The sequence below is a fragment of the Vibrio salilacus genome (assembly GCF_002811245.1).
Lineage (GTDB): Bacteria > Pseudomonadota > Gammaproteobacteria > Enterobacterales > Vibrionaceae > Vibrio > Vibrio salilacus.
In genome coordinates, this window is sequence record NZ_NIVQ01000012.1 from 54,870 (window position 1) to 73,802 (window position 18,933).

The window sequence follows — 18,933 nt, forward strand, 5'->3', positions numbered from 1 at the left end:
TCCCTATCACAGGCTCAAAAGCCACTTCTGCACATCTTCAACTCGAAACCTCACAGCTCGAGAGCCAGGCGATAAATTCACTGGAGAAGGAAAAGAACCGCTTTTTACATAGCGGCGAATCGTCGCTTGAGATAGTTGCGTTAGTTTGCAAACTTCTTGATAGCTTAATAGCTGATTTGATTGTTTTTGTGCGGTCATAACTACTCCTGATAGCTAATGAATAATCAAGAAGTAGTTTGCAGGGTGAGCAACGCAAAGGCGCGCGGTGCTCAGGCCCATTTTGGGCAGTTTGGAATGAAAGAAGGCCTGTAAAATAGGATATTTAGGATTACAGAAGCAGATAATGGTGCGGTGATTAAATTCAGCAAAAAACGTACTCTTCATGATCTGAAGATTCATAACCCCACTAAAACAATTTACCGCGCACTTTCACATGTGAAAGAGGCATCATCATAGTCTTAGGAAAGTAGAAAACTGGAATATTAACCGTCCTTATGATTCTCACTCCGTTTCATCTGATATGTGGCATACCAGTATACACACCCAACAGCAACCACTGTCAAAACTGGTATCAATGCTAGTCATACTGTTATCCCCAAAACACATTGCAACCGACATCAATACAAGAGTTTTCCATCATTGGAAGGCCACTTGTAGGGTTTATATCTCCATACCAATGGTGTTGAACTCGAATCAGAGATGAAATCTGGAGTATCTGGTATCAATTCCACACCCGCCGCACCAGCCTGTCCAGCTTGGTATATTACTGAACTTGATATGCCAGATGGCGAACCATCTACCATTGAAATGTGCCTATGCCCTGCGAACCTTCTCCCCCTTCTTGGCCTACCATAACGTCGATGGAGTTTGTTCAACCAAACCAAAATGATGCGGTAAGCAAAATAATCAAAAATGAAACTGGAGCAGGTAAAGCAAACATGAGCACTACAAAAAGAACCAACTTCACCATCACTTTTATCGACCATAGCCAATCACGGCATACTGTTGCCTTCGCCTCTTTTTCTGCGAACGCATGAGGTTCAATGCCAGCACAGCCTGGATGGCTAACCGCAGCTTCAGCTGAGTCAGTTTTCATTTTTATCGGCTTACCTGTTCCCCTACCTCGTTACACCATATTAACCAGTCTGGCAAGAAACACCGGATATGCGACAACTAATTGAAATATTTGAACTATGTACAAACAGAATAATCCCAAACCCAATACAAGCCATCTGAAAAGTGTACCGGTTCATAGACCACCTAGAAAAGCGGTATACTTGCCGCCCTAGCAAAAACGGCCTCAATGCCTTGATCGCAGACATAACAAGGGATGACTGCCATTTTTCTCAAAACCTTAAGCCGCAATGAACTGTACCGTTTAGACCAAATCGGTACAGTTAAATCACGTTAGGGGGCTTATCATTGCCAATCAAAATGAATTATGGTTCTGCTGCCACGTCGTGATCAGTTATACATTCGGAGTGGCTAGAGCATCAGTATTAACTAAATAAGTGCCATTTCTAGTTTATGCTTTCGCTTCACCCAATCTGGTAGAGAGCGTTCGAGTAAGCGATAAAACTCTGGACCGTGGTTGTGGTGCTCTAGGTGACACAGTTCATGAATGATCACGTACTCAATACACTCTTTCGGTGCCTTAATTAACTCGCGGTTTAAGGTAAGCGTTCCGTTTTTTGATAGACTGCCCCAGCGTTTTTTGAGTTGCATTATTTTAATGGTTGGCTTGTTGTCATCTGAATGTTTGAACTTCTCCCAACAATCCGAAAACACCTTATTTAAATGAAAATCGGCCTTTTCTCGATACCAATCACTCAGTAGCGACTCCACATGGTCTGGTTTACCATTGGCAGACGTTACCCAAAAAAAGCCCGCTTTCAGCGCTACACCGTTGTCAGTGCCTACTGCAATTTTTAGCCGATACTTCTTACCAAGATACAAATGGCTTTCACCACTGACGTATTTGCGAGAAGGAGTTCTTGGATCAAACTGGTCAAAGTAGCGAATTTGACGTTTGATCCACCGAGCTCGCTTTTTCACCTTGGCTTCAATGGCCTCACGGTCGGTGCCTTCAGGAGCTTTCACAAAAACTGATTTGTCAGGGTGAACTGATATTTCCAGCGATTTGCGTTTAGAAAAAGCCAGCTGGAAGGGGATTTCTCCCCCTCCGTATACAACCGCTAGCCTTTCAGCACTTGCCGCTGGTGCCTCGGTTTGCTTGATGGTTGACGACATCAAGAATGCCTCCGGTGCTTCGCAACCTGCATGGTTTTCTCAATGATTTCGTCCATTTGTTCTAAGCTCAGCGTCACGCCGTACTGCTCTTTGACTTCATCATAAAGAAAATCGTCAATATCATTCATCGCCGTTTTTTGAACGTCGGCATCGTCCCAAAAATCGACCTTCCAATGATCATCAATGATCTTTTGTATCGCTAACGATGTTTGTGCCGCAATGGCATCAAGCTGAGCATCATCTAACTCGTTGAGTGTTGCCACTTGCTGAAACTGCGGCTTAATCAAACCAAAGTAGGCACACGCTTCGTCGTTCTCACGAATGCAATCAGGCATATCATCATGCTGCTTCGTGGCCACTTTGTTACGAATATCAATCACTCGGTTGAGATATTCTAAGTCTGAGATGCGCTTGGCCTTAAAGTCATCAATGGCGGCTTGGATCAGCTTCGAGAACTTCTCATAAAACGCAGGGTCTTCATCCATATTCTCCGAAATGCTGCGCTTCGTGGCGTGGGCGATGGTGTCCGCTTTTGATGCCGTGGTTTTGGTTTGATAAACCCCTTGCTCTTCTTTCACGGCGGTAAACATTTTTTCATCAAAAATATTCACGGGCTCGTTAAGCTGAGTCACCTCATTAGCCTGAATATGGGTATCCAGCAGCTTTTTAATTTTCGGCTCGTAGTCGCGATAATCAATCGCCTCGGCATAACGCAACTTAACCGCCGCCTTTAAGTTCTGAAAACGCTTTAAATCGTTTTTATAGGTTTGTAGCTTCTTCTCATCAGAGCTCATGATGAACTGCTCAGACGATAAAGCGATGGCTAAAGATTTACTGTATGCCGATAAACATTCGTAAAACTCTTCACGCAACTCGTCATCGGCCAACAACACTTCATAGGCTTCTTCGTCTTTTGAGTTTTTAACGCCTTTAAACAAATCCCATAGGTCAGAGTAACGCTGTGGCAGTTTAAACACTTCTTCGTTAATGGAGGTGAGCGTGCCTGCTAAGTCATCTTCATCAAACCCTTCAAAGGCTTCGTACATGGTTAGGGCTTTATCCAACTCGCCCAGTACGCTGGCATAGTCGATGATATAGCCAAACTCTTTACCTTCGTACAGGCGGTTAACCCGAGCGATAGCCTGTAATAGCGTGTGCTCTCGCAGGGTTCGGCATAGATACAGCACGGTGTTACGCGGTGCATCAAAACCAGTTAATAGCTTATCCACCACAATGAGTATTTCAGGGTCATCACCGTATTTAAACTGATTGATGATTTGCTTGGTGTACTCTTCTTCAGAGCCAAAGCGCTTCATCATTTTATCCCAGAATTTACCTACCTCATCGGTTGGTCCTTCGTCCACTTCGTCGTGGCCTTCTCGGGTATCAGGGCCAGAAATCACCACCTCTGTGGTGACGATGCCAATATCCTGTAGAAACTCTTGGTACTTTAATGCGGCCTGTTTACCTGGGGCAACCAGCTGAGCCTTAAAGCCGGTGCCTTGCCAGTTCGCACGAAAATGCTCGCTGATATCAAAGGCGCGCATATATATCACCTGATCAGCTTTGTTTAGCATTTCAGCGCGGGCGTATTTCTTTTTAAGGTCGGCCTTTTGCTCTTTGCTTAAATCGGCGGTGTGGCGTTCAAACCAGAGGTCGATAGCCGACTGATTCTGCTCCATCTCAATGTGTCGGCCTTCGTACAGCAATGGCAATACTGCTTCATCGGCAACCGCTTGTTTAATGGTATAGTGCGGCTCAATCAGGCCACCAAACTTGGCAAAGTTATTCTTTTCTTTTTTCAGTAGTGGCGTACCGGTAAAGCCAAGAAAACAGGCATTAGGTAGCATTTGGCGCATTCGGGCGGCCAATGAGCCAAAGTTAGTGCGGTGACTTTCATCGACCAATACAAAAATATCGTGCGACTCATCCACAAACTTCTCGGCCACCCAGCCTTTGTCAAATTTGTGGATCAGTGTGGTGATCAGGCCCACTTTGTTTTTCAGGTGCTTAACTAAGTTTCGGCCAGACGTGGCACGTTCGCGGCTTAAACCACAGGCCGCAAAGGTATTACCCAGTTGTTTATCAAGATCATCCCGGTCGGTAACCAAAATGATTCTTGGATTGATAAGCTGCGGCTCTAGCGCCATAGCGCGGGTGAGCATCACCATAGTCAGCGACTTACCTGAGCCTTGGGTATGCCAAATAACACCACCTTGGCGGTTTTCTTTTGCACCATTGCCTTTATTGGTCAAACGTTTAATTCGGGCGATCGTCGCTTTAATCACAAAGTATTGTTGATAGCGGGCTACTTTCTTAATGCCACCATCAAACAGGGTAAAGCGATACACCAAATCTAATAAACGCTCTGGGCGGCACAGGCTATAAATGGCATTGTCTTGTTCCGTCACCAAGCGTTTACCTTCCGCCTCTAGCGCATCAAAAAATGGCCGTGCGGCAGCAAACTCGCCACTGAATAGCTGTGCTTTAGTGTCTTCGTCTAAAACGGTATTTACGCCTTTATCGACATCGGCAGGTTTATCTTCCTGCTCTTTCCACACGCCCCAAAACTTCTTAGGTGTGCCAGCTGTGGCGTATTGGGCGGCGTTTTTATTCACTGCCAGCACTTGCTGCACATAAGTAAACAGGCGCGGAATATAGTCATCACCCTGGTTACGAATATTTTGTGATACGGCTTGCTCTACATCCACTTTTGGTGATTTACATTCAATCACGCTAAAGGGAATACCATTGACAAACAGGACGATATCGGGGCGCACGGTATCGGTGCTACGTGCGCGCTCAACCGAGAACTCCGCCACCACATGAAAGCTATTGTTGCTTGGGTTTTTCCAATCAATGTAATTGAGGGTAAAGCTTTTTGAGTCCCCCTCAATGGTTTGCTCCATGGCTGAGCCTAAGGTGATTAAATCGTAAATCGACTCATTGGTTTTTTGCAGGCCATCAAACTTAATATTTTTGAGCTTTTGGATCGCGGTTTGAATGTTCTCTTCGCTAAACAGATACTCGCCACCTTTATAGTTAATGCGATTAATCTTTTTTAGCTGCTGACGTAGCACTCCTTCCAAAATCACATTGGCACTGCGCCCACCCCTTTCAGCCAGTGCTTGCTCAGGGGTAAGGTACTGATAACCCAAATTGATTAACTGTTGCAGGGCAGGAATTTGCGACAAGTACTTTTCGTTAAACTCAAAGCCCGAAGGCTCCGAGTTTGTATCGTAATTTACTGGAGGTGTGCTCATGCGACGTTCTCCTTTGTACGATCCTGAAGTTCACCCTCAGCACCAACCTGCGCACTGGTCACTTGCCACTCACCTGTAAGCAGTTTTTGCATCAGACCGCGTTTTTGACTGCGGTATTGCTCTAAGGTCTTCTTGAGAAGTCTGATTTCCTTATCAGCTAAATTTAAACTGTCAGAAATACGCTTCTGATCTTCCAATGTTGGAAGATCAACGCTGATTTTAAATAGCTCTTTTGGGTGTAATCGCTTAGAGCCCGAGCCTGCTGAAAAATTTTCTAACCATGAATAAAATGATGGACGAGAAAGATACCAGTACAGCCATTTAGAATTAACATTATCAGCTATATCGAATGCTGGAATATCCTGCGATGAGCTATAGCCATCTAGATGCGAAGGAACGATTCCTATAGAGCCTCTAAATACATTTTGCTTGCCATAGATAAGCTGGCCTGATTTACGATGAAAATATTTCGTTGCGTCAGTCGATTCCGTGCCACGATAATCTCTTACACTTACGCCTTTCAAATGTAATCTGACAGTAAGCCTTCTCTCTGGATCTTGTGTAGTGTCTGGAATTCTGCTTTCAGTTAGAAAATCTCCAAACTTTAGCGTCTGGTTCGTCCGAGAGCTGCTGATTAAGTGGGATCTTAACCACTCAAACTGCTTTTCCTTGGCCGCAATTAACGCCTCTGTTTTTTCGATGGCGTCGTCCCAAAGATCGAGCATTTCTGCGATTTTATTTTGCTCTTGTATAGGTGGGATTTGTATCGGAATCCACAAAAATTCTTTTTTTGTTATGTTTTTGATGTTGGTTCCCGTTGCAAACCCAAGTATTTGTGACCTAATTTTTGGCGATGCCAAACAATAGGATAGCCACTTCATGTTTGTTCCAACATTTGGATTGGGAACAGTCTGCCATAGTTTGTCTGAAAGAAACCTCATAGGGTAATTTTCATATACGTATGTGCTTGCACCCACGTGAGCAGAAGTGCCACTGGCACGACTGATAATAATTTGCCCCGCACGTGGAGTGCATTTTGCTCGGTCAAGCTCCTTTCCCGATATTGGTTTACTTGCCTTGGGATTAAAGTGACCATACGTCACGGAGCTTACTTTTAATACGGCATATTCATTATCACTAGGCTCACGGTCCTCGCCATTTACACTTACTCCAGACTCAAATGAACTGATCAAGTCACCAATGCGGCCATTTTTCCATTCTTTACTCATTGATCACCCTCCAACTTCTTCTGCGCACGCGCTAGCTGAGGAATACCTTTTTCCGGCGTAGGCAAATCCTCTGGCATGGTGCCGCCCAGCTCCTCAATGGTGGCTCGTACCTTTGCACCTACCTCAAAATGAGTTTGGTTGGCATGGGCTTTATTGCTGACCTGATCACGCTTTAGCTTCTCTTCTGTTTGCGTGGCGCGGAACAGGTTAGCGGCAAGCTCGGTACTGCCCATGTGGTCGAGGATTTTTTGGCTCTTTTTTAAGCCTTTGTGCTGGTGAATGGCTTTGTTGTCTAACCCGCCATACAAGCCTTTGTAGCCATGGTTTTGGAAAATGGCGTAGTCCAAACCCGATTCAACTCCTGCATCACGGGCTGCCGCAGCCAGTTGCTTGTTATGATCGGCCAATTCATTGCGCAGCATTAGGCGTTTTTGGTCTTCATTTAACTGCTGAAAGCCAGTGTCATCTTGTAGCTCTTGGCGACGAGTCTGAATGGCAAAATAGGTCTGCCCATTGGCGATCACCGGCTTGCTGGCATCACCGTTTTGCACAATGAGGTAACAGGCGTAACGGGAAAGCTGATAATCACGGGTAGTTCGCTTAGCCCCCGAGCCAATATCAACCATTTTTCCCACCTGGGAAAAATGGTCTTCACTCGACTGGCCAGAGCCCTCACAAGCTGTGATCGCTTTTTTGATAACACGCTCAAACTTGTCCCAAGTACTGTAGTCAAGAACAGTCTGTAACTCTCTGGCATACCAGAACTCGTTGCCTTCAGATTCATGCTTTAAGCTTTCAAAGCTGGTGTGTTCTGGTTGGGTAAGCTGCTTATCACTCATTGCGCACCTCCTACCATTTTCGTGACGTCACGCAATTGGTTGGTAGTGCCGTACTCACACTTAGACACCATTTTGTTGGCGTCAACAAAATGGTTGTTGTTCGTCATACTCATTCAGCCACCTCCGCTGTGTTGCTTTGCGCCTCGTTAGGTACGATATCCTTTAACAGCGCTGCCATTTTGCTGCGAACATCGGCAAGCTCACTTTCAAGGGTGGTGATCTCAGCCTGTACCGCCACAATATCGACATCAACTTCTTCTTCGAAGGTATCAACGTAACGCGGAATATTCAGGTTAAAGTCGTTCTCTTTGATCTCGTCAAAGGTGGCCAAATGGGCGTATTTTTCTACCTCGTTACGGGCTGTTACCGCCGCAACAATTTTGTCTAAGTGCTCATCCAGCAGGATGTTTTGGTTTTTACCCGCTTGGTAATGATCTTTACCGCTGGCATCAACAAACAGCACATCTTTGCGGTTTTCATTTGCACCACCTTTTTCACGCGAGCGGTCAAATATCAGGATTGCCACTGGAATACCTGTACTTGGGAACAAGTTGCCAGGTAAGCCAATCACGGCATCCAGTAGGTTTTCTTCAATCAGTTTTTGACGAATACGGCCTTCAGCTGCGCCTCTAAACAGCACACCATGAGGGACTACTACGGCAATACGACCCTCTTTTTCAACGGCAGCTTCAACCATATGGCTGATAAAGGCAAAGTCGGCTTTTGATTTAGGCGGCAATCCGCGCCAGTAGCGGTTGTATCTGTCTTCGGTAACATCGTCTGCACCCCATTTGTCGAGTGAAAACGGAGGGTTGGCAACCACGTTATCAAACTTCATCAGCCTGTCATTTTCGACCAACGCTGGTGAGGTGAGGGTATTACACCATTCGATACGAGCAGAGTCGGAGCCGTGCAAGAACATATTCATACGCGCAAGCGCCCAAGTGCTGCCGTTGACTTCCATGCCATAGAGTGAGTAATTGCGGTCACCTACTTGACGAGCGGCTTCAATCAATAGCCCGGCTGAGCCACAGGCAGGGTCACAAATACGAGCCCCCGATTTTGGTGCAGACAGACGCGCAACCAGCTCAGAGACTTTATGAGGGGTGTAGAATTCACCTGCTTTTTTACCTGCATCGGAGCCAAAGCGCTCAATAAGGTAGATGTAAGTGTTACCAATGACATCTTCAGACACGCGCGACGGGCTCATGTCGAGTGCGGGCTTGTTGAAGTCGTCCAGCAAGGTTTTTAGGCGGCGGTTGCGGTCTTTGGTTTTACCCAAATTGGCTTCGCTGTTGAAGTCGATGTTACGGAATACGCCTTCTAACTTGGCTTTGTTCGCGGTTTCAATATGCTCTAAAACAATGTTGATCAGCTCGCCAATGTTGGGTTCGTTTTTACGCTCTAACAATGAATAGTAGTTGGCCAAAAAGGTGTCGGTAACAACGGTTTTCTTCTCTTTGGTTGCTGGGTCTTCAATTTCTTCTGTCAGTTCCACCATTGGCAGCACAAAACGCTCGCGCTCAAGCTTACGTCTGATACGGACGTCGTCGTCACCGTACTGTTTTTTATATTCTGCGTAGTGGTCATTCCATACATCGGAGATGTATTTTACGAACAGCATTACTAGGATGTAGTCTTTATATTGCGCAGGGTCTACCGCGCCTCGGAAAGTATCGCATGCAGCCCATGCTGCATTGTTGATGTCTTTTTGCTGAATCTTGTCGTTCATATCTTTAGTCATATAAATTCCTCAAATCTGGTCAGTGTCATAAAGCGGGGCAGGCTATACCGATAGCGCCCCGCTAGCTGTAAGTTAAAAGGTTAAGAATCGAGTACGGCTGATTGAGTCCAGGTAATCGACCGCCCAAATGGAGGGTAAATCGATGTACTGTCCTTTATGGTGTACCGTGCAATGACGTCACCTTGCTCGTTTAGCTCTTCACATTCATAGGTATCAGTGTCTTGGCCTTTTCGTTGCGACCACTGACTACTTACGATGTTGAGGGTATGCGATTCAGGTACACCTATTTTCTTTTTGTATTCATCACTCATAAGGGCTCCTATCCTTTAATGTCTTTTGGGTCGTTACCGTGGCTATCTTTGCGTTGTATCTGGCCGTCTTTGCCATGTACAACAAGCTCAGAACCTTCGCGCTTGCTTTGCTCCCGCGCCGCAGCTTCGGCCTCTCGTTTGGTGCTGTGTACGCTTGAAGCGCGTTCGGCACCGCCTTTTTTGTTCGCCCATCCATCAGGATGTGGTACGACATGTCGGGTATTGCCCTTGCTTGATGATGTATTCTTTGCCATAATTTTGGCTCCTGTTTTTTGAAATGAAACGTGGATTAAAGTTTTGCTAAAAGTGCTGTCACACTTTCGGCTCGTCTAAACCCAGTAACTGTCATTACTGGGTATTCATTGCTAAATTCATTAATATTGCGTCAGTTAACACCTCCTTTTTCTTTGCTAATGCATTCATTAGCTTCTGCTCGTTGATGGATAATTGGTAAATCTCAATGATCTTTTTCTGCACATCGAGACTAGGGACGACTATCTCCAGATCCTCAAGTGCAGGTTTGCCAATCATTCTTACCGCCGTGCCTGTTGCCTTACTTTGCAATACTGCTTGTGAAGTCGGTTGATTAATAAACCAGCATAAATACGCTGGTATAACCGAATCACTTTCAACTCGAATTCGCAACAGTGGCGCAGCGATAACAGCATCACTCAACTCTTGGTCAATCAATGCTGCCGTATTAGTTTGACCCCTAGAGCGAAAGGCTAAGTCGTTATGTTTAACTCTGTGATGATCCTTTAAGTCCTGCATAGTAATCTGCACTAGCTCTTGGGCATTAACTCGGTTATCTTCAGTAAGATCCTTCATCTGAATAACAGAGATATTTCCATTAGCGTCTGGCTCAAGCTTTGACCTAAAAGAGTGTCCCATCTGTACAGAGGCAATTTTTGTCAAATTAACTTTCATCGTCACCTCAAATGCGTTGTAATGGCGTTTCTGCAAATTTTTAATAAGCTTAAGCTGAGATTCATAAGCTGTCAATCACTTATTTTGCAAAAACGTCGTTACTGTAAAACTTATTAATGGTGATTTACCCAAAGTCAGCCCATTTCACATTTAAAATCTCCCCTCAAATAGCCATATAGTGACAATGGTATTTAACTCCCTATAGCTAACTTTGAATTGGATTAACCAGCAATAAAATGCGTAAAAATGATGTCACCATCGAAAAAACTACCTGCGTGAAGACGAATAGTGCAACTAACTAAGTTGAACCATTGTTCACACATCTGTCATTTATCCTGCCAAAACACCATCTAAAAACAACTTTGAGATTTCAACTGGCCGCGCCTCATACAATTAGCGTATCGAAAAACAACCCAAAAGCGCTCTTACTCTCTGCCCACAGCGTGCAGCCCTATGGGCTTTCACATGTGAAAGCCCATCAGCCCTCATGCACTACAAACAGACAAAATCCCACAATAATCTAGAAATTTACCGCCACAATCCCACCAAAAAATAATCGACACTCAGATCCCACAATGATTGGAGTACAACTCCCTACATCCCCGCCACAACAATAAAGCAACGAAAATAATCCGTAGCAACATCCCACAAAGATAGGTATCTGGAGAGCACAGGGATAGGTCCCAGGAGAGGAATCGCTGCCATGCTTGCCAATCAGCGGTGGGACACGAGGAAAATTATGCGCTCAAAAAGGGCAATTAGAGATGCGTAAGTAACCGTACGTTTGCGCTACCTTGAGCAAAACAAACAAGGAGCCACTATGACTGTATTAAATGAACATTCCGCCGCCTATCAATGGCATCAACGAGCCCAGCAGCACCACCCCGAAAATGAACAAGAATGCTTTGAACTCGCGCTATCACAATCGCTAAAAGCCCTTAATGATATCGAGAACTTTGCAATGCAGGAGCCCTATTTGCTTGAGTTTTTAGCCAGTTGCTACGCGAACCAATTTTGGCAAATCCATCGAACACATAAGGAAACCTCACCTGGCCGCTACGGTTGCCGTGTTCGTGTTCGGAACCATCGCTTTGAAGCGGCTTGGTACTACAACTGGTATCTCAGTACCAATCAAATGGCACAGCGACACAACAAAGAACAGCGTGTTCGCTCAAAGCATTTATCCAAAGGTAAAGGCTTTCGTTACCCACCGGGGCGCTTTTCAAAAGCCAACGCTGAATGGGAATCCGATCTTATTGAGTACACAGAGGATGCCTTCGCACTGATCCGCGAAGTACGCCATGAAATCCTCACCATCAAACAAAAAGCGCAAATCTGTACAAAACGACTTAACAAACTTAGTGAACACTTTCAAAAAATGGAGAAGCAAAATGGCTAAGAAAACCACGCCCAACGTCGGCATAACACAACTAAACAAGGAAATTGAGTTAAGTAATCTCAAGTTGAAGCTGCCTGAGCCAGTTCCTTTGCCAGAAAGAATCGATGGTTTATCTGATTTCGTTGCGACAGAGTCAAAGCACTTGATGGCAGCAGCAAAAGAACTGAAGAAACAAATGGATAAACTAAAGAAAGCCTTGTCAAAAGAGTACAACGTCGAGTACCCATTTCGCTATGAGTTCATTGTTACGAGTGAACAGCGCTTACCTAAAATCAAATGGCACCGCATGATCGCTCGTGGAGGTTGGTATCCTGAGCTTGAAACCCAAGAAGTTTCAAATGGGGTGTTACGTCGTTTTGCACATGCGATGGATTGGGAGATTCCACTTTATCTGTATTTGCTAGACGAACTCAACCAACTGGAACAGCGTGTGAAGCCAATAAGAGAGCTGTCTAGCCAGGTGAGAAAAACGATGCGAGCGATAGAAAAGCTGCAAATTTAGTTCTATCCAATCTGGAAGCTTCATGCCGTGAAATGAAGCTTCTACCCACAGTTTGCATTTTCAAAATCGATGATACGCTGGTAGTAAAGTGAGGAGAAAATGCTGTGATGAGATTGAAAGTTCAGGTTGAAAAAATCAATGCTGCAAGCGTCGATATCGCTTGGTTCGCGGGGTTGAACAATCACGGTATCGTTACGGTTCAAATTGCTCAAAGTGAGTTCCGGTGCGCTATAGCAGAGTTAACGGCGGCTAGGTTCTTAATTCTCGACAAACAGGTATTCGGGCGCTTACCAAACAGCGGTAAAGGTCTCGCGCTCAGCCTAACCAAAGAAACCATTTTAGCGGCCAAGAATGAAGCTCTCAAAGCAGCCGCACTGTTTCTGTCCAACCGTCTATGCGGTATCAAACTTTATTCTGACGAGATTGTTGATATCACTCATCCAGAAACAAAAGACATTATTACGCCTTATGCTTCACCCTATCCGACGTTTGAGGTTGCAAAACTTGGCACCATCGCCATCAGTAACCATGCAATGCAACGCTACCAACAAAGGCACAAGCAAGGTGATATTCGCAATCCATGGCACAGCTTACAGAAGCAACTCTCCCACCCAAACCTAGAAAAACTAACTTTGTCATCAAGAACACGCTTTCAAAAGCTACTCCGTTACGGAAGCGAGCAACATGAGATTTGGGCCAACCCTACAGGCAATATTTACTTTCAAATTGCATCCTTAGCGGAACACAAGTTGGTTGTGACGGTTTTTTCTCAGGTAACGCATGCTTTCGATGAAATTCATGCTTAGGAAAGCTAAGCTAAATAGAGATAGAAGATACTTACAGGAGGTGAATATGGAACTTTGGATTTGGCTGGGCGGTTTATTACTGACAGTCGCCGCAGTTGGCGGGGTATTTTGGTATTCCGGACGAGAGCGATAACTTTATGACTGGTCGATGTTATCGAGTTCCTGCCTGATCTGCTCAATAAGCGCCTGCTTTTTAGTTTCACTGAGCTTTTCAATCAAACATGCCAGTTCCGCTGAGCTGTCGGAATCTGAAAAGAAAAACGCAACAGGCACACCAAGCTCCTGAGCAAGCTTTTGTAGCGTACCGATATCGGGCATATGACGCCCTTTTTCATAATGATTCATACGGCCACTCGCTGAACTTGGGTCCATACCCAAACGGATACCAAGCTCCCTCTGGCTGATACCAACGCGATTTCTTGCCTGTTTAAGGCGCTGTGGAAATGGATTTGTTTTAGACAAGTGAGAATCATCATCAACCTACGATGCTTAGATTTTCTAAGTTTTAATTATATCTGTATACTTAGGAAAACTAAGCAAAAAATGGAGACTAAGATGAAAACACTAAAAAAGTTCGCACTATTTTGCGTTTTTTGTCTTGGTGCGTTAGTGACTGTATATCAAAGCTGGGGAGTGATGTTGATGGCCTTCACAAGCGTTATTTGGCTACATAAGCCACTGGATGTTATACACAAAAATAAGTACACCGCGTTGTTATTTTGGTTTGTACTCTTTTATGTAAACTGGCTATTCGCTAGTGCCGCCGCCCTCACCTATTTCTTCATTCATGTCTGGCATTTGCACCAAAAGAACATTCCGCTCAATGACTCGTCTTGCGTTAAGCGAGCGCCTCGACGCATCAACCCAAGCACTGGTTTGTTGATGAAGAACAGGCACTTTGACATGACAGGTGAAGCTTATGGCTGGAAGATTGATTGATATGGGTAGGTGATGATCACTTTCGCTCCTACTGGGAAGGATCGTAATAACAAAATGATCCACGATCCATAGCAAAGCCCCCGATCAACAACTGGTGAGTTTAAAGATCAAAAGATATCTCCTGCTTATCCACAATGTGTCAATTTGGTGATCACCCGATAAATAACTGCAAAATCAAATTGTTTTGAAAAGGAAATTTCTCATGAAACCGAAGGCTAGGTTCACTCCATTATCGTTACTCATTTTGCTCACTGGATGCGCCTCTACATCAACTCCTATCCAATATGACAACAGCCACAGCCGTGCTCATAACATTGCTCATGCAGGTGGGCTCTACCAAACAGAAGACAAAGTCATTCCAATGAAAGATTTTGAGGCATTTAAGCTCGCGAAAGCTGCCGCAGGAAATACATTGTTGCTCACGTCTTCAGTAGGCGCGGGACTTGAGTTAAGTGAAGGACTAAGCCTTGGTTTGCTAACGTCATTGCTGGAACAACTTGATACCGCTTCACGAAACAGCATTATTGCTTGGATGCCTATACAAGAAGCGACATCCGCTCGAGACGCACAGCAAAAGTTGCTCTACCACTTCAACGCAGCCATCGAAACCGTGCTTCAAGAACAATCTATTAACTATGAGCGCACGAATGGCAATTCAGAACAAAAGATAGAGTTCTACTTCCATAGTGCTGACTACCAATGTCCAAAATACCAAGCTGGTATGACAAACCAGGACCTATGCTATATCACCGCAGAAGTTTTCGAACCGAGAAGAACGATATCACCGTCTTTCGTCAACGATGGACAGGAAAGTTTTGCATTTGAATCCAACCATCACGTCTACTACCAGAGATTTAGAATTTCGCCAGGCAAGAATAGTGACATCCCTTCTGATGCACTTTATGCTGCTATTAGTAATAAGTTGCCCGATTGGATCTTCATTTATATAGCAAAAGGGAAGATTCACTTTGGTAAGGAAACGATAATCGCACCTTACCTGCTAGAGAGTGGAAAACCTCTCTTGTTTGTCGTTGCTGAAGAGAAAGATAGTGAAAGCTGATCCGGTTTCCCACCATTCCCACTTTTCCCATCCTGATCTATGATGGAAGTCATCTTGGGAAGTAAGAATTTGACCATAAATTGCAATTTGGTCCCCAATCGGTCCCCAAGACGTCGCGCGAGGCCAGCTATTATGGGAAACTTCACTTTCTGTATCGGTAAATAAACCCTCTCAGCGCGGCATTTGGCCGCGCTTTTTACATCACAAAAGGAATAGTTATGATCCACATAATTACTGGCAGCACGCTCGGTGGCACTGAATACGTTGGCGACCATTTAAGTGATCTACTGGTAGAAAAAGGCTTTGAAACTACGATTCACAACCAACCTCAGCTGGCTGAAATCAACAACAGTGGCACGTGGCTTATCGTCACCTCCACCCATGGGGCTGGCGAATATCCAGATAATATTCAACCTTTTATCGCTCAATTACAAAGCACGCCACCCAAAATGAGTGACGTAAAGTATGCAGTGATTGCTATTGGGGACTCAAGTTACGACACCTTTTGTGCCGCTGGCCAACACGCTTACGACCTATTAGAAGACATCGGTTCGACCCCTATCAGCGACTGTTTCACTATCGACATTCTTGCCCATGATGTACCTGAAGATGCCGCAGAAGAGTGGCTTTTGACCCATATTGATCGTTTCTAGCCGCTTAAATGTGGTCAATCTGGTGGCCACATTCTCTCCCTTTTGTCGATTGTGAATAACTTAAGTTCGAACTCAATGTTCTGTTTGCTGCTTTTTTGACCATTTAGACTGTGGGTAAATAGGCAGTTATCCGGTGATCAACCTATAGTTATCCATATAACAACTTGATCAACTTTTACCCCCTGTGCATAAGTACCCTTTTTGTCCCCAGATAATCAGCCTGTTGATCAAGCTAGGATCACAAGAAGTGATCCTAATAAGATCCATGATCTTGTTGATCATTTATTACTTATCCACAGATATGGTCGATCCTAATAATAGATCTAATAAAAGATCATCTATATAGATCTTATATATATTAGCTTTCGAGCTCTTGAAATGAAAAGCGTCAAAACCATTTTCTCTGCTCAGGAAAGAGGGTAGAATAGCGCTCCTTTTCTCTGTCCAACTCTGTTTTGAATATCCGAGGTCGGTTCATGCTTTATCACGAAAACTTTGACGTCATTGTTGTCGGTGGCGGTCACGCAGGAACGGAAGCCGCACTCGCATCTGCTCGTACAGGGCAAAAAACACTTTTACTGACTCACAACATTGATACTTTAGGTCAAATGTCTTGTAACCCTGCGATCGGTGGTATCGGCAAGGGTCACTTAGTCAAAGAAGTGGATGCTATGGGCGGATTAATGGCACGAGCCATTGATCATGCTGGTATTCAATTCCGAACTTTGAACGCATCAAAAGGTCCAGCGGTTCGTGCAACACGTGCACAAGCAGATCGAGCTTTGTACAAAGCGTATGTTCGTCATGCATTGGAAAATGCACCAAACTTGACTCTGTTCCAGCAGTCTGTCGATGATTTGATTGTTGAAAATGAACGTGCTGTCGGTGTGGTTACTCAAATGGGATTGCGCTTTCATGCCAAAGCGGTTGTGCTTACCGTAGGGACTTTCTTGGGTGGAAAAATCCACATTGGAATGGAAAGCTCATCGGGTGGTCGTGCCGGCGATCCTCCTTCGATCGCATTGGCCGATCGTTTGCGAGAACAGCCGTTTCGTGTTGATCGTCTCAAAACAGGAACACCGCCACGCATTGATGGGCGTAGTGTCGATTTTTCACAGCTTGAGGTTCAACATGGCGACGATCCTGCGCCGGTATTCTCATTCATGGGCAGACGGGATCAACATCCTCGTCAGATCCCATGTTTTATCACGCACACCAATGATCAAACTCATGACGTGATCCGCAACAACCTCGATCGTAGCCCAATGTATGCCGGTGTTATTGAAGGTATTGGTCCGCGTTACTGCCCGTCTATCGAAGACAAAGTAATGCGTTTTGCGGATAAAAATAGCCATCAGATTTTTATTGAACCCGAGGGTTTAACCACCCACGAACTGTATCCAAATGGTATTTCCACCAGCTTACCGTTTGATGTTCAAGTTCAGATCGTTCGTTCAATGCAAGGTTTTGAGAACGCGCATATTGTTCGTCCGGGTTATGCGATTGAATACGATTTCTTCGATCCTCGTGACCTGAAACAAACCTACGAAACTAAATTTATCCATGGTCTGTTCTTTGCCGGTCAAATCAACGGTACAACCGGCTATGAAGAAGCGGCGGCACAAGGTTTGATGGCTGGTTTAAATGCCAGCTTGCACAGCCAAGGCAAAGAGGGCTGGAGCCCAAGGCGCGACCAAGCTTACATGGGTGTGTTAATCGATGACTTGTCGACCATGGGGACCAAAGAACCGTACCGCATGTTCACGTCTCGCGCTGAATATCGTTTGTTACTTCGTGAAGACAATGCAGATTTACGTTTGACTGAACAAGCTCGTCAACTCGGTTTGGTTGACGACGAGCGTTGGGCGCGCTTTAACCAAAAAGTCGACAACATGGAAAAAGAACGTCAGCGCTTGAAAGAGATCTGGATGAATCCACAATCATCGGGCGTCGATGCGTTGAATAATTTGCTTAAGACACCAATGGCACGTGAAGCCAGTGGTGAGGATCTTCTTCGTCGTCCTGAAATAAATTATAGCCAACTTACCAAACTGGCAGAGTTTGCTCCGGCACTAGAGGATCAACAAGCTGCTGAGCAGGTCGAGATCCAAGTTAAATACGAAGGTTACATTAAGCGTCAGCAAGACGAGATCGAAAAGTCGCTGCGTCATGAAAATACCAAGTTACCCACAGATATTGAGTATTCGCAAGTCAAAGGGCTGTCGAATGAAGTGGTGGCGAAACTGACCGAGGCTAAACCGGAAACGCTCGGTATCGCTTCGCGTATTTCGGGGATTACTCCCGCAGCTATTTCAATTTTACTGGTGCATCTGAAAAAGCACGGCCTGCTGAAAAAAGGTGAGGAAGCATAATGTCTCAGCTACGCAGTCAACTTGACGCTCTTATTGCTCAAACTGATTTAACCGTTTCTGATCTGCAACGTGACCAATTGGTTGGTTATGTAGAAATGCTTAACAAGTGGAACAAGGCTTACAATCTAACCTCGGTTCGAAACCCGGAAGAGATGCTGGTTAAACACATCATGGACAGCATTATTGTGAGTACCCACTTACAAGGCGAACGTTTTATCGATGTGGGTACAGGCCCTGGTTTACCGGGTGTGCCGCTGTCTATTATGAACCCCGATAAACAATTTGTATTGCTTGATAGCTTGGGCAAGCGGATTCGCTTTATCAAACAAGTTCTGCATGAACTTGGTATTAAAAATGTGATCCCGATTCAAAGTCGCGTTGAAGAGTATCAACCAGAAGATAAGTTTGATGGTGTACTAAGTCGTGCGTTTGCGTCGATGACGGATATGGTTGAGTGGTGTCATCACTTGCCTAAAACGCCGGGCGGACACTTCTTAGCCTTGAAAGGTCAATTATCACAGAGTGAGATTGAGCAATTGCCTGACTGGTGTTGTGTGATCGACATCAAAGCTTTGAATGTTCCTCAATTGGAAGGCGAGCGTCATCTAGTAGTCTTATCGCGCAAGGAATAAAAACGAG

Annotated in this window: 20 protein-coding genes; 9 read left to right on the plus strand and 11 right to left on the minus strand. The window is 45.0% G+C overall.

Features of this window, described 5'->3' with window-relative positions; translation table 11 throughout:
• Window positions 1–6 precede the first annotated feature (6 nt).
• Window positions 7–198, minus strand: coding sequence for a helix-turn-helix transcriptional regulator (locus tag CDZ87_RS10190; RefSeq protein WP_100753450.1), 192 nt, complete (start codon window positions 196–198; stop codon window positions 7–9).
• 501 nt (window positions 199–699) lie between these two features.
• Between CDZ87_RS10190 and CDZ87_RS17030 the strand changes: the two genes are divergently transcribed.
• Window positions 700–855: a hypothetical protein gene (locus CDZ87_RS17030; protein WP_157806459.1), complete on the plus strand. Its 156-nt coding sequence runs from the start codon at window positions 700–702 to the stop codon at window positions 853–855.
• 16 nt (window positions 856–871) lie between these two features.
• Here the strand turns inward: CDZ87_RS17030 and CDZ87_RS10200 are convergent, their stop codons facing one another.
• The 9 genes from CDZ87_RS10200 to CDZ87_RS10240 form a co-directional block, all read right to left on the minus strand.
• On the minus strand, window positions 872–1,096 hold the full coding sequence (locus CDZ87_RS10200; protein ID WP_100753451.1) for a hypothetical protein: 225 nt from the start codon (window positions 1,094–1,096) through the stop codon (window positions 872–874).
• A gap of 407 nt (window positions 1,097–1,503) precedes the next feature.
• Window positions 1,504–2,250 (minus strand): M48 family metallopeptidase, encoded by a 747-nt coding sequence (locus CDZ87_RS10205; RefSeq protein WP_100753452.1) that lies wholly within the window; start codon window positions 2,248–2,250, stop codon window positions 1,504–1,506.
• The gene (locus tag CDZ87_RS10210) at window positions 2,250–5,513 is read right to left on the minus strand and encodes a type I restriction endonuclease subunit R (protein ID WP_100753453.1); all 3,264 of its coding nucleotides are present in this window, start codon (window positions 5,511–5,513) and stop codon (window positions 2,250–2,252) included. The genes CDZ87_RS10205 and CDZ87_RS10210 overlap by 1 nt, the downstream gene beginning before the upstream one ends.
• Window positions 5,510–6,742, minus strand: a complete 1,233-nt coding sequence (locus tag CDZ87_RS10215; RefSeq protein WP_100753454.1) for a restriction endonuclease subunit S — start codon at window positions 6,740–6,742, stop codon at window positions 5,510–5,512. The genes CDZ87_RS10210 and CDZ87_RS10215 overlap by 4 nt, the downstream gene beginning before the upstream one ends.
• Window positions 6,739–7,581 carry a DNA damage-inducible protein D gene (gene dinD, locus CDZ87_RS10220; protein WP_100753455.1) on the minus strand — a complete coding sequence of 281 codons (843 nt, stop codon included), beginning with the start codon at window positions 7,579–7,581 and terminating at the stop codon, window positions 6,739–6,741. Before dinD ends, CDZ87_RS10215 begins: the two co-directional genes overlap by 4 nt.
• A gap of 109 nt (window positions 7,582–7,690) precedes the next feature.
• Window positions 7,691–9,325: a type I restriction-modification system subunit M gene (locus CDZ87_RS10225; RefSeq protein WP_245834684.1), complete on the minus strand. Its 1,635-nt coding sequence runs from the start codon at window positions 9,323–9,325 to the stop codon at window positions 7,691–7,693.
• Between the two features lie 80 nt (window positions 9,326–9,405).
• Window positions 9,406–9,636 carry a hypothetical protein gene (locus tag CDZ87_RS10230; protein ID WP_017043881.1) on the minus strand — a complete coding sequence of 77 codons (231 nt, stop codon included), beginning with the start codon at window positions 9,634–9,636 and terminating at the stop codon, window positions 9,406–9,408.
• A gap of 8 nt (window positions 9,637–9,644) precedes the next feature.
• A complete protein-coding gene (locus CDZ87_RS10235) occupies window positions 9,645–9,890 on the minus strand; it encodes a DUF2188 domain-containing protein (RefSeq protein ID WP_005085359.1) in 246 nt (81 codons plus the stop codon).
• A gap of 94 nt (window positions 9,891–9,984) precedes the next feature.
• Window positions 9,985–10,563 (minus strand): restriction endonuclease subunit S, encoded by a 579-nt coding sequence (locus tag CDZ87_RS10240; protein WP_100753456.1) that lies wholly within the window; start codon window positions 10,561–10,563, stop codon window positions 9,985–9,987.
• Window positions 10,564–11,383: 820 nt separating this feature from the next.
• Here CDZ87_RS10240 and mobI point away from each other — a divergent pair.
• The 3 genes from mobI (at window position 11,384) to CDZ87_RS10255 (ending at window position 13,270) form a co-directional block, all read left to right on the plus strand.
• Window positions 11,384–11,962: a conjugative transfer protein MobI(A/C) gene (gene mobI / locus CDZ87_RS10245; RefSeq protein ID WP_245834685.1), complete on the plus strand. Its 579-nt coding sequence runs from the start codon at window positions 11,384–11,386 to the stop codon at window positions 11,960–11,962.
• Entirely contained in the window at window positions 11,955–12,464 is a 510-nt protein-coding gene (locus CDZ87_RS10250; protein WP_100753457.1) for a hypothetical protein, read from the plus strand. Before mobI ends, CDZ87_RS10250 begins: the two co-directional genes overlap by 8 nt.
• 107 nt (window positions 12,465–12,571) lie before the next feature.
• Entirely contained in the window at window positions 12,572–13,270 is a 699-nt protein-coding gene (locus CDZ87_RS10255) for a hypothetical protein (protein ID WP_100753458.1), read from the plus strand.
• A gap of 135 nt (window positions 13,271–13,405) precedes the next feature.
• Here the strand turns inward: CDZ87_RS10255 and CDZ87_RS10260 are convergent, their stop codons facing one another.
• Complete coding sequence (locus CDZ87_RS10260; RefSeq protein ID WP_074050941.1) at window positions 13,406–13,732, minus strand: helix-turn-helix domain-containing protein; 327 nt, start codon at window positions 13,730–13,732, stop codon at window positions 13,406–13,408.
• A 93-nt stretch (window positions 13,733–13,825) separates the two neighbouring features.
• Between CDZ87_RS10260 and CDZ87_RS10265 the strand changes: the two genes are divergently transcribed.
• The 5 genes from CDZ87_RS10265 to rsmG all read left to right on the plus strand — a co-directional run bounded on the left by CDZ87_RS10265 (window position 13,826) and on the right by rsmG (window position 18,926).
• A complete protein-coding gene (locus CDZ87_RS10265; protein WP_100753459.1) occupies window positions 13,826–14,209 on the plus strand; it encodes a hypothetical protein in 384 nt (127 codons plus the stop codon).
• Window positions 14,210–14,411: 202 nt separating this feature from the next.
• Window positions 14,412–15,269 carry a hypothetical protein gene (locus CDZ87_RS10270; protein WP_100753460.1) on the plus strand — a complete coding sequence of 286 codons (858 nt, stop codon included), beginning with the start codon at window positions 14,412–14,414 and terminating at the stop codon, window positions 15,267–15,269.
• 218 nt (window positions 15,270–15,487) lie between these two features.
• Complete coding sequence (gene mioC / locus CDZ87_RS10275) at window positions 15,488–15,922, plus strand: FMN-binding protein MioC (RefSeq protein ID WP_100753461.1); 435 nt, start codon at window positions 15,488–15,490, stop codon at window positions 15,920–15,922.
• A 476-nt stretch (window positions 15,923–16,398) separates the two neighbouring features.
• Window positions 16,399–18,294, plus strand: coding sequence for a tRNA uridine-5-carboxymethylaminomethyl(34) synthesis enzyme MnmG (mnmG, locus tag CDZ87_RS10280; RefSeq protein WP_100753462.1), 1,896 nt, complete (start codon window positions 16,399–16,401; stop codon window positions 18,292–18,294).
• Window positions 18,294–18,926 (plus strand): 16S rRNA (guanine(527)-N(7))-methyltransferase RsmG, encoded by a 633-nt coding sequence (gene rsmG / locus CDZ87_RS10285; RefSeq protein WP_100753463.1) that lies wholly within the window; start codon window positions 18,294–18,296, stop codon window positions 18,924–18,926. Before mnmG ends, rsmG begins: the two co-directional genes overlap by 1 nt.
• Window positions 18,927–18,933: the final 7 nt, after the last annotated feature.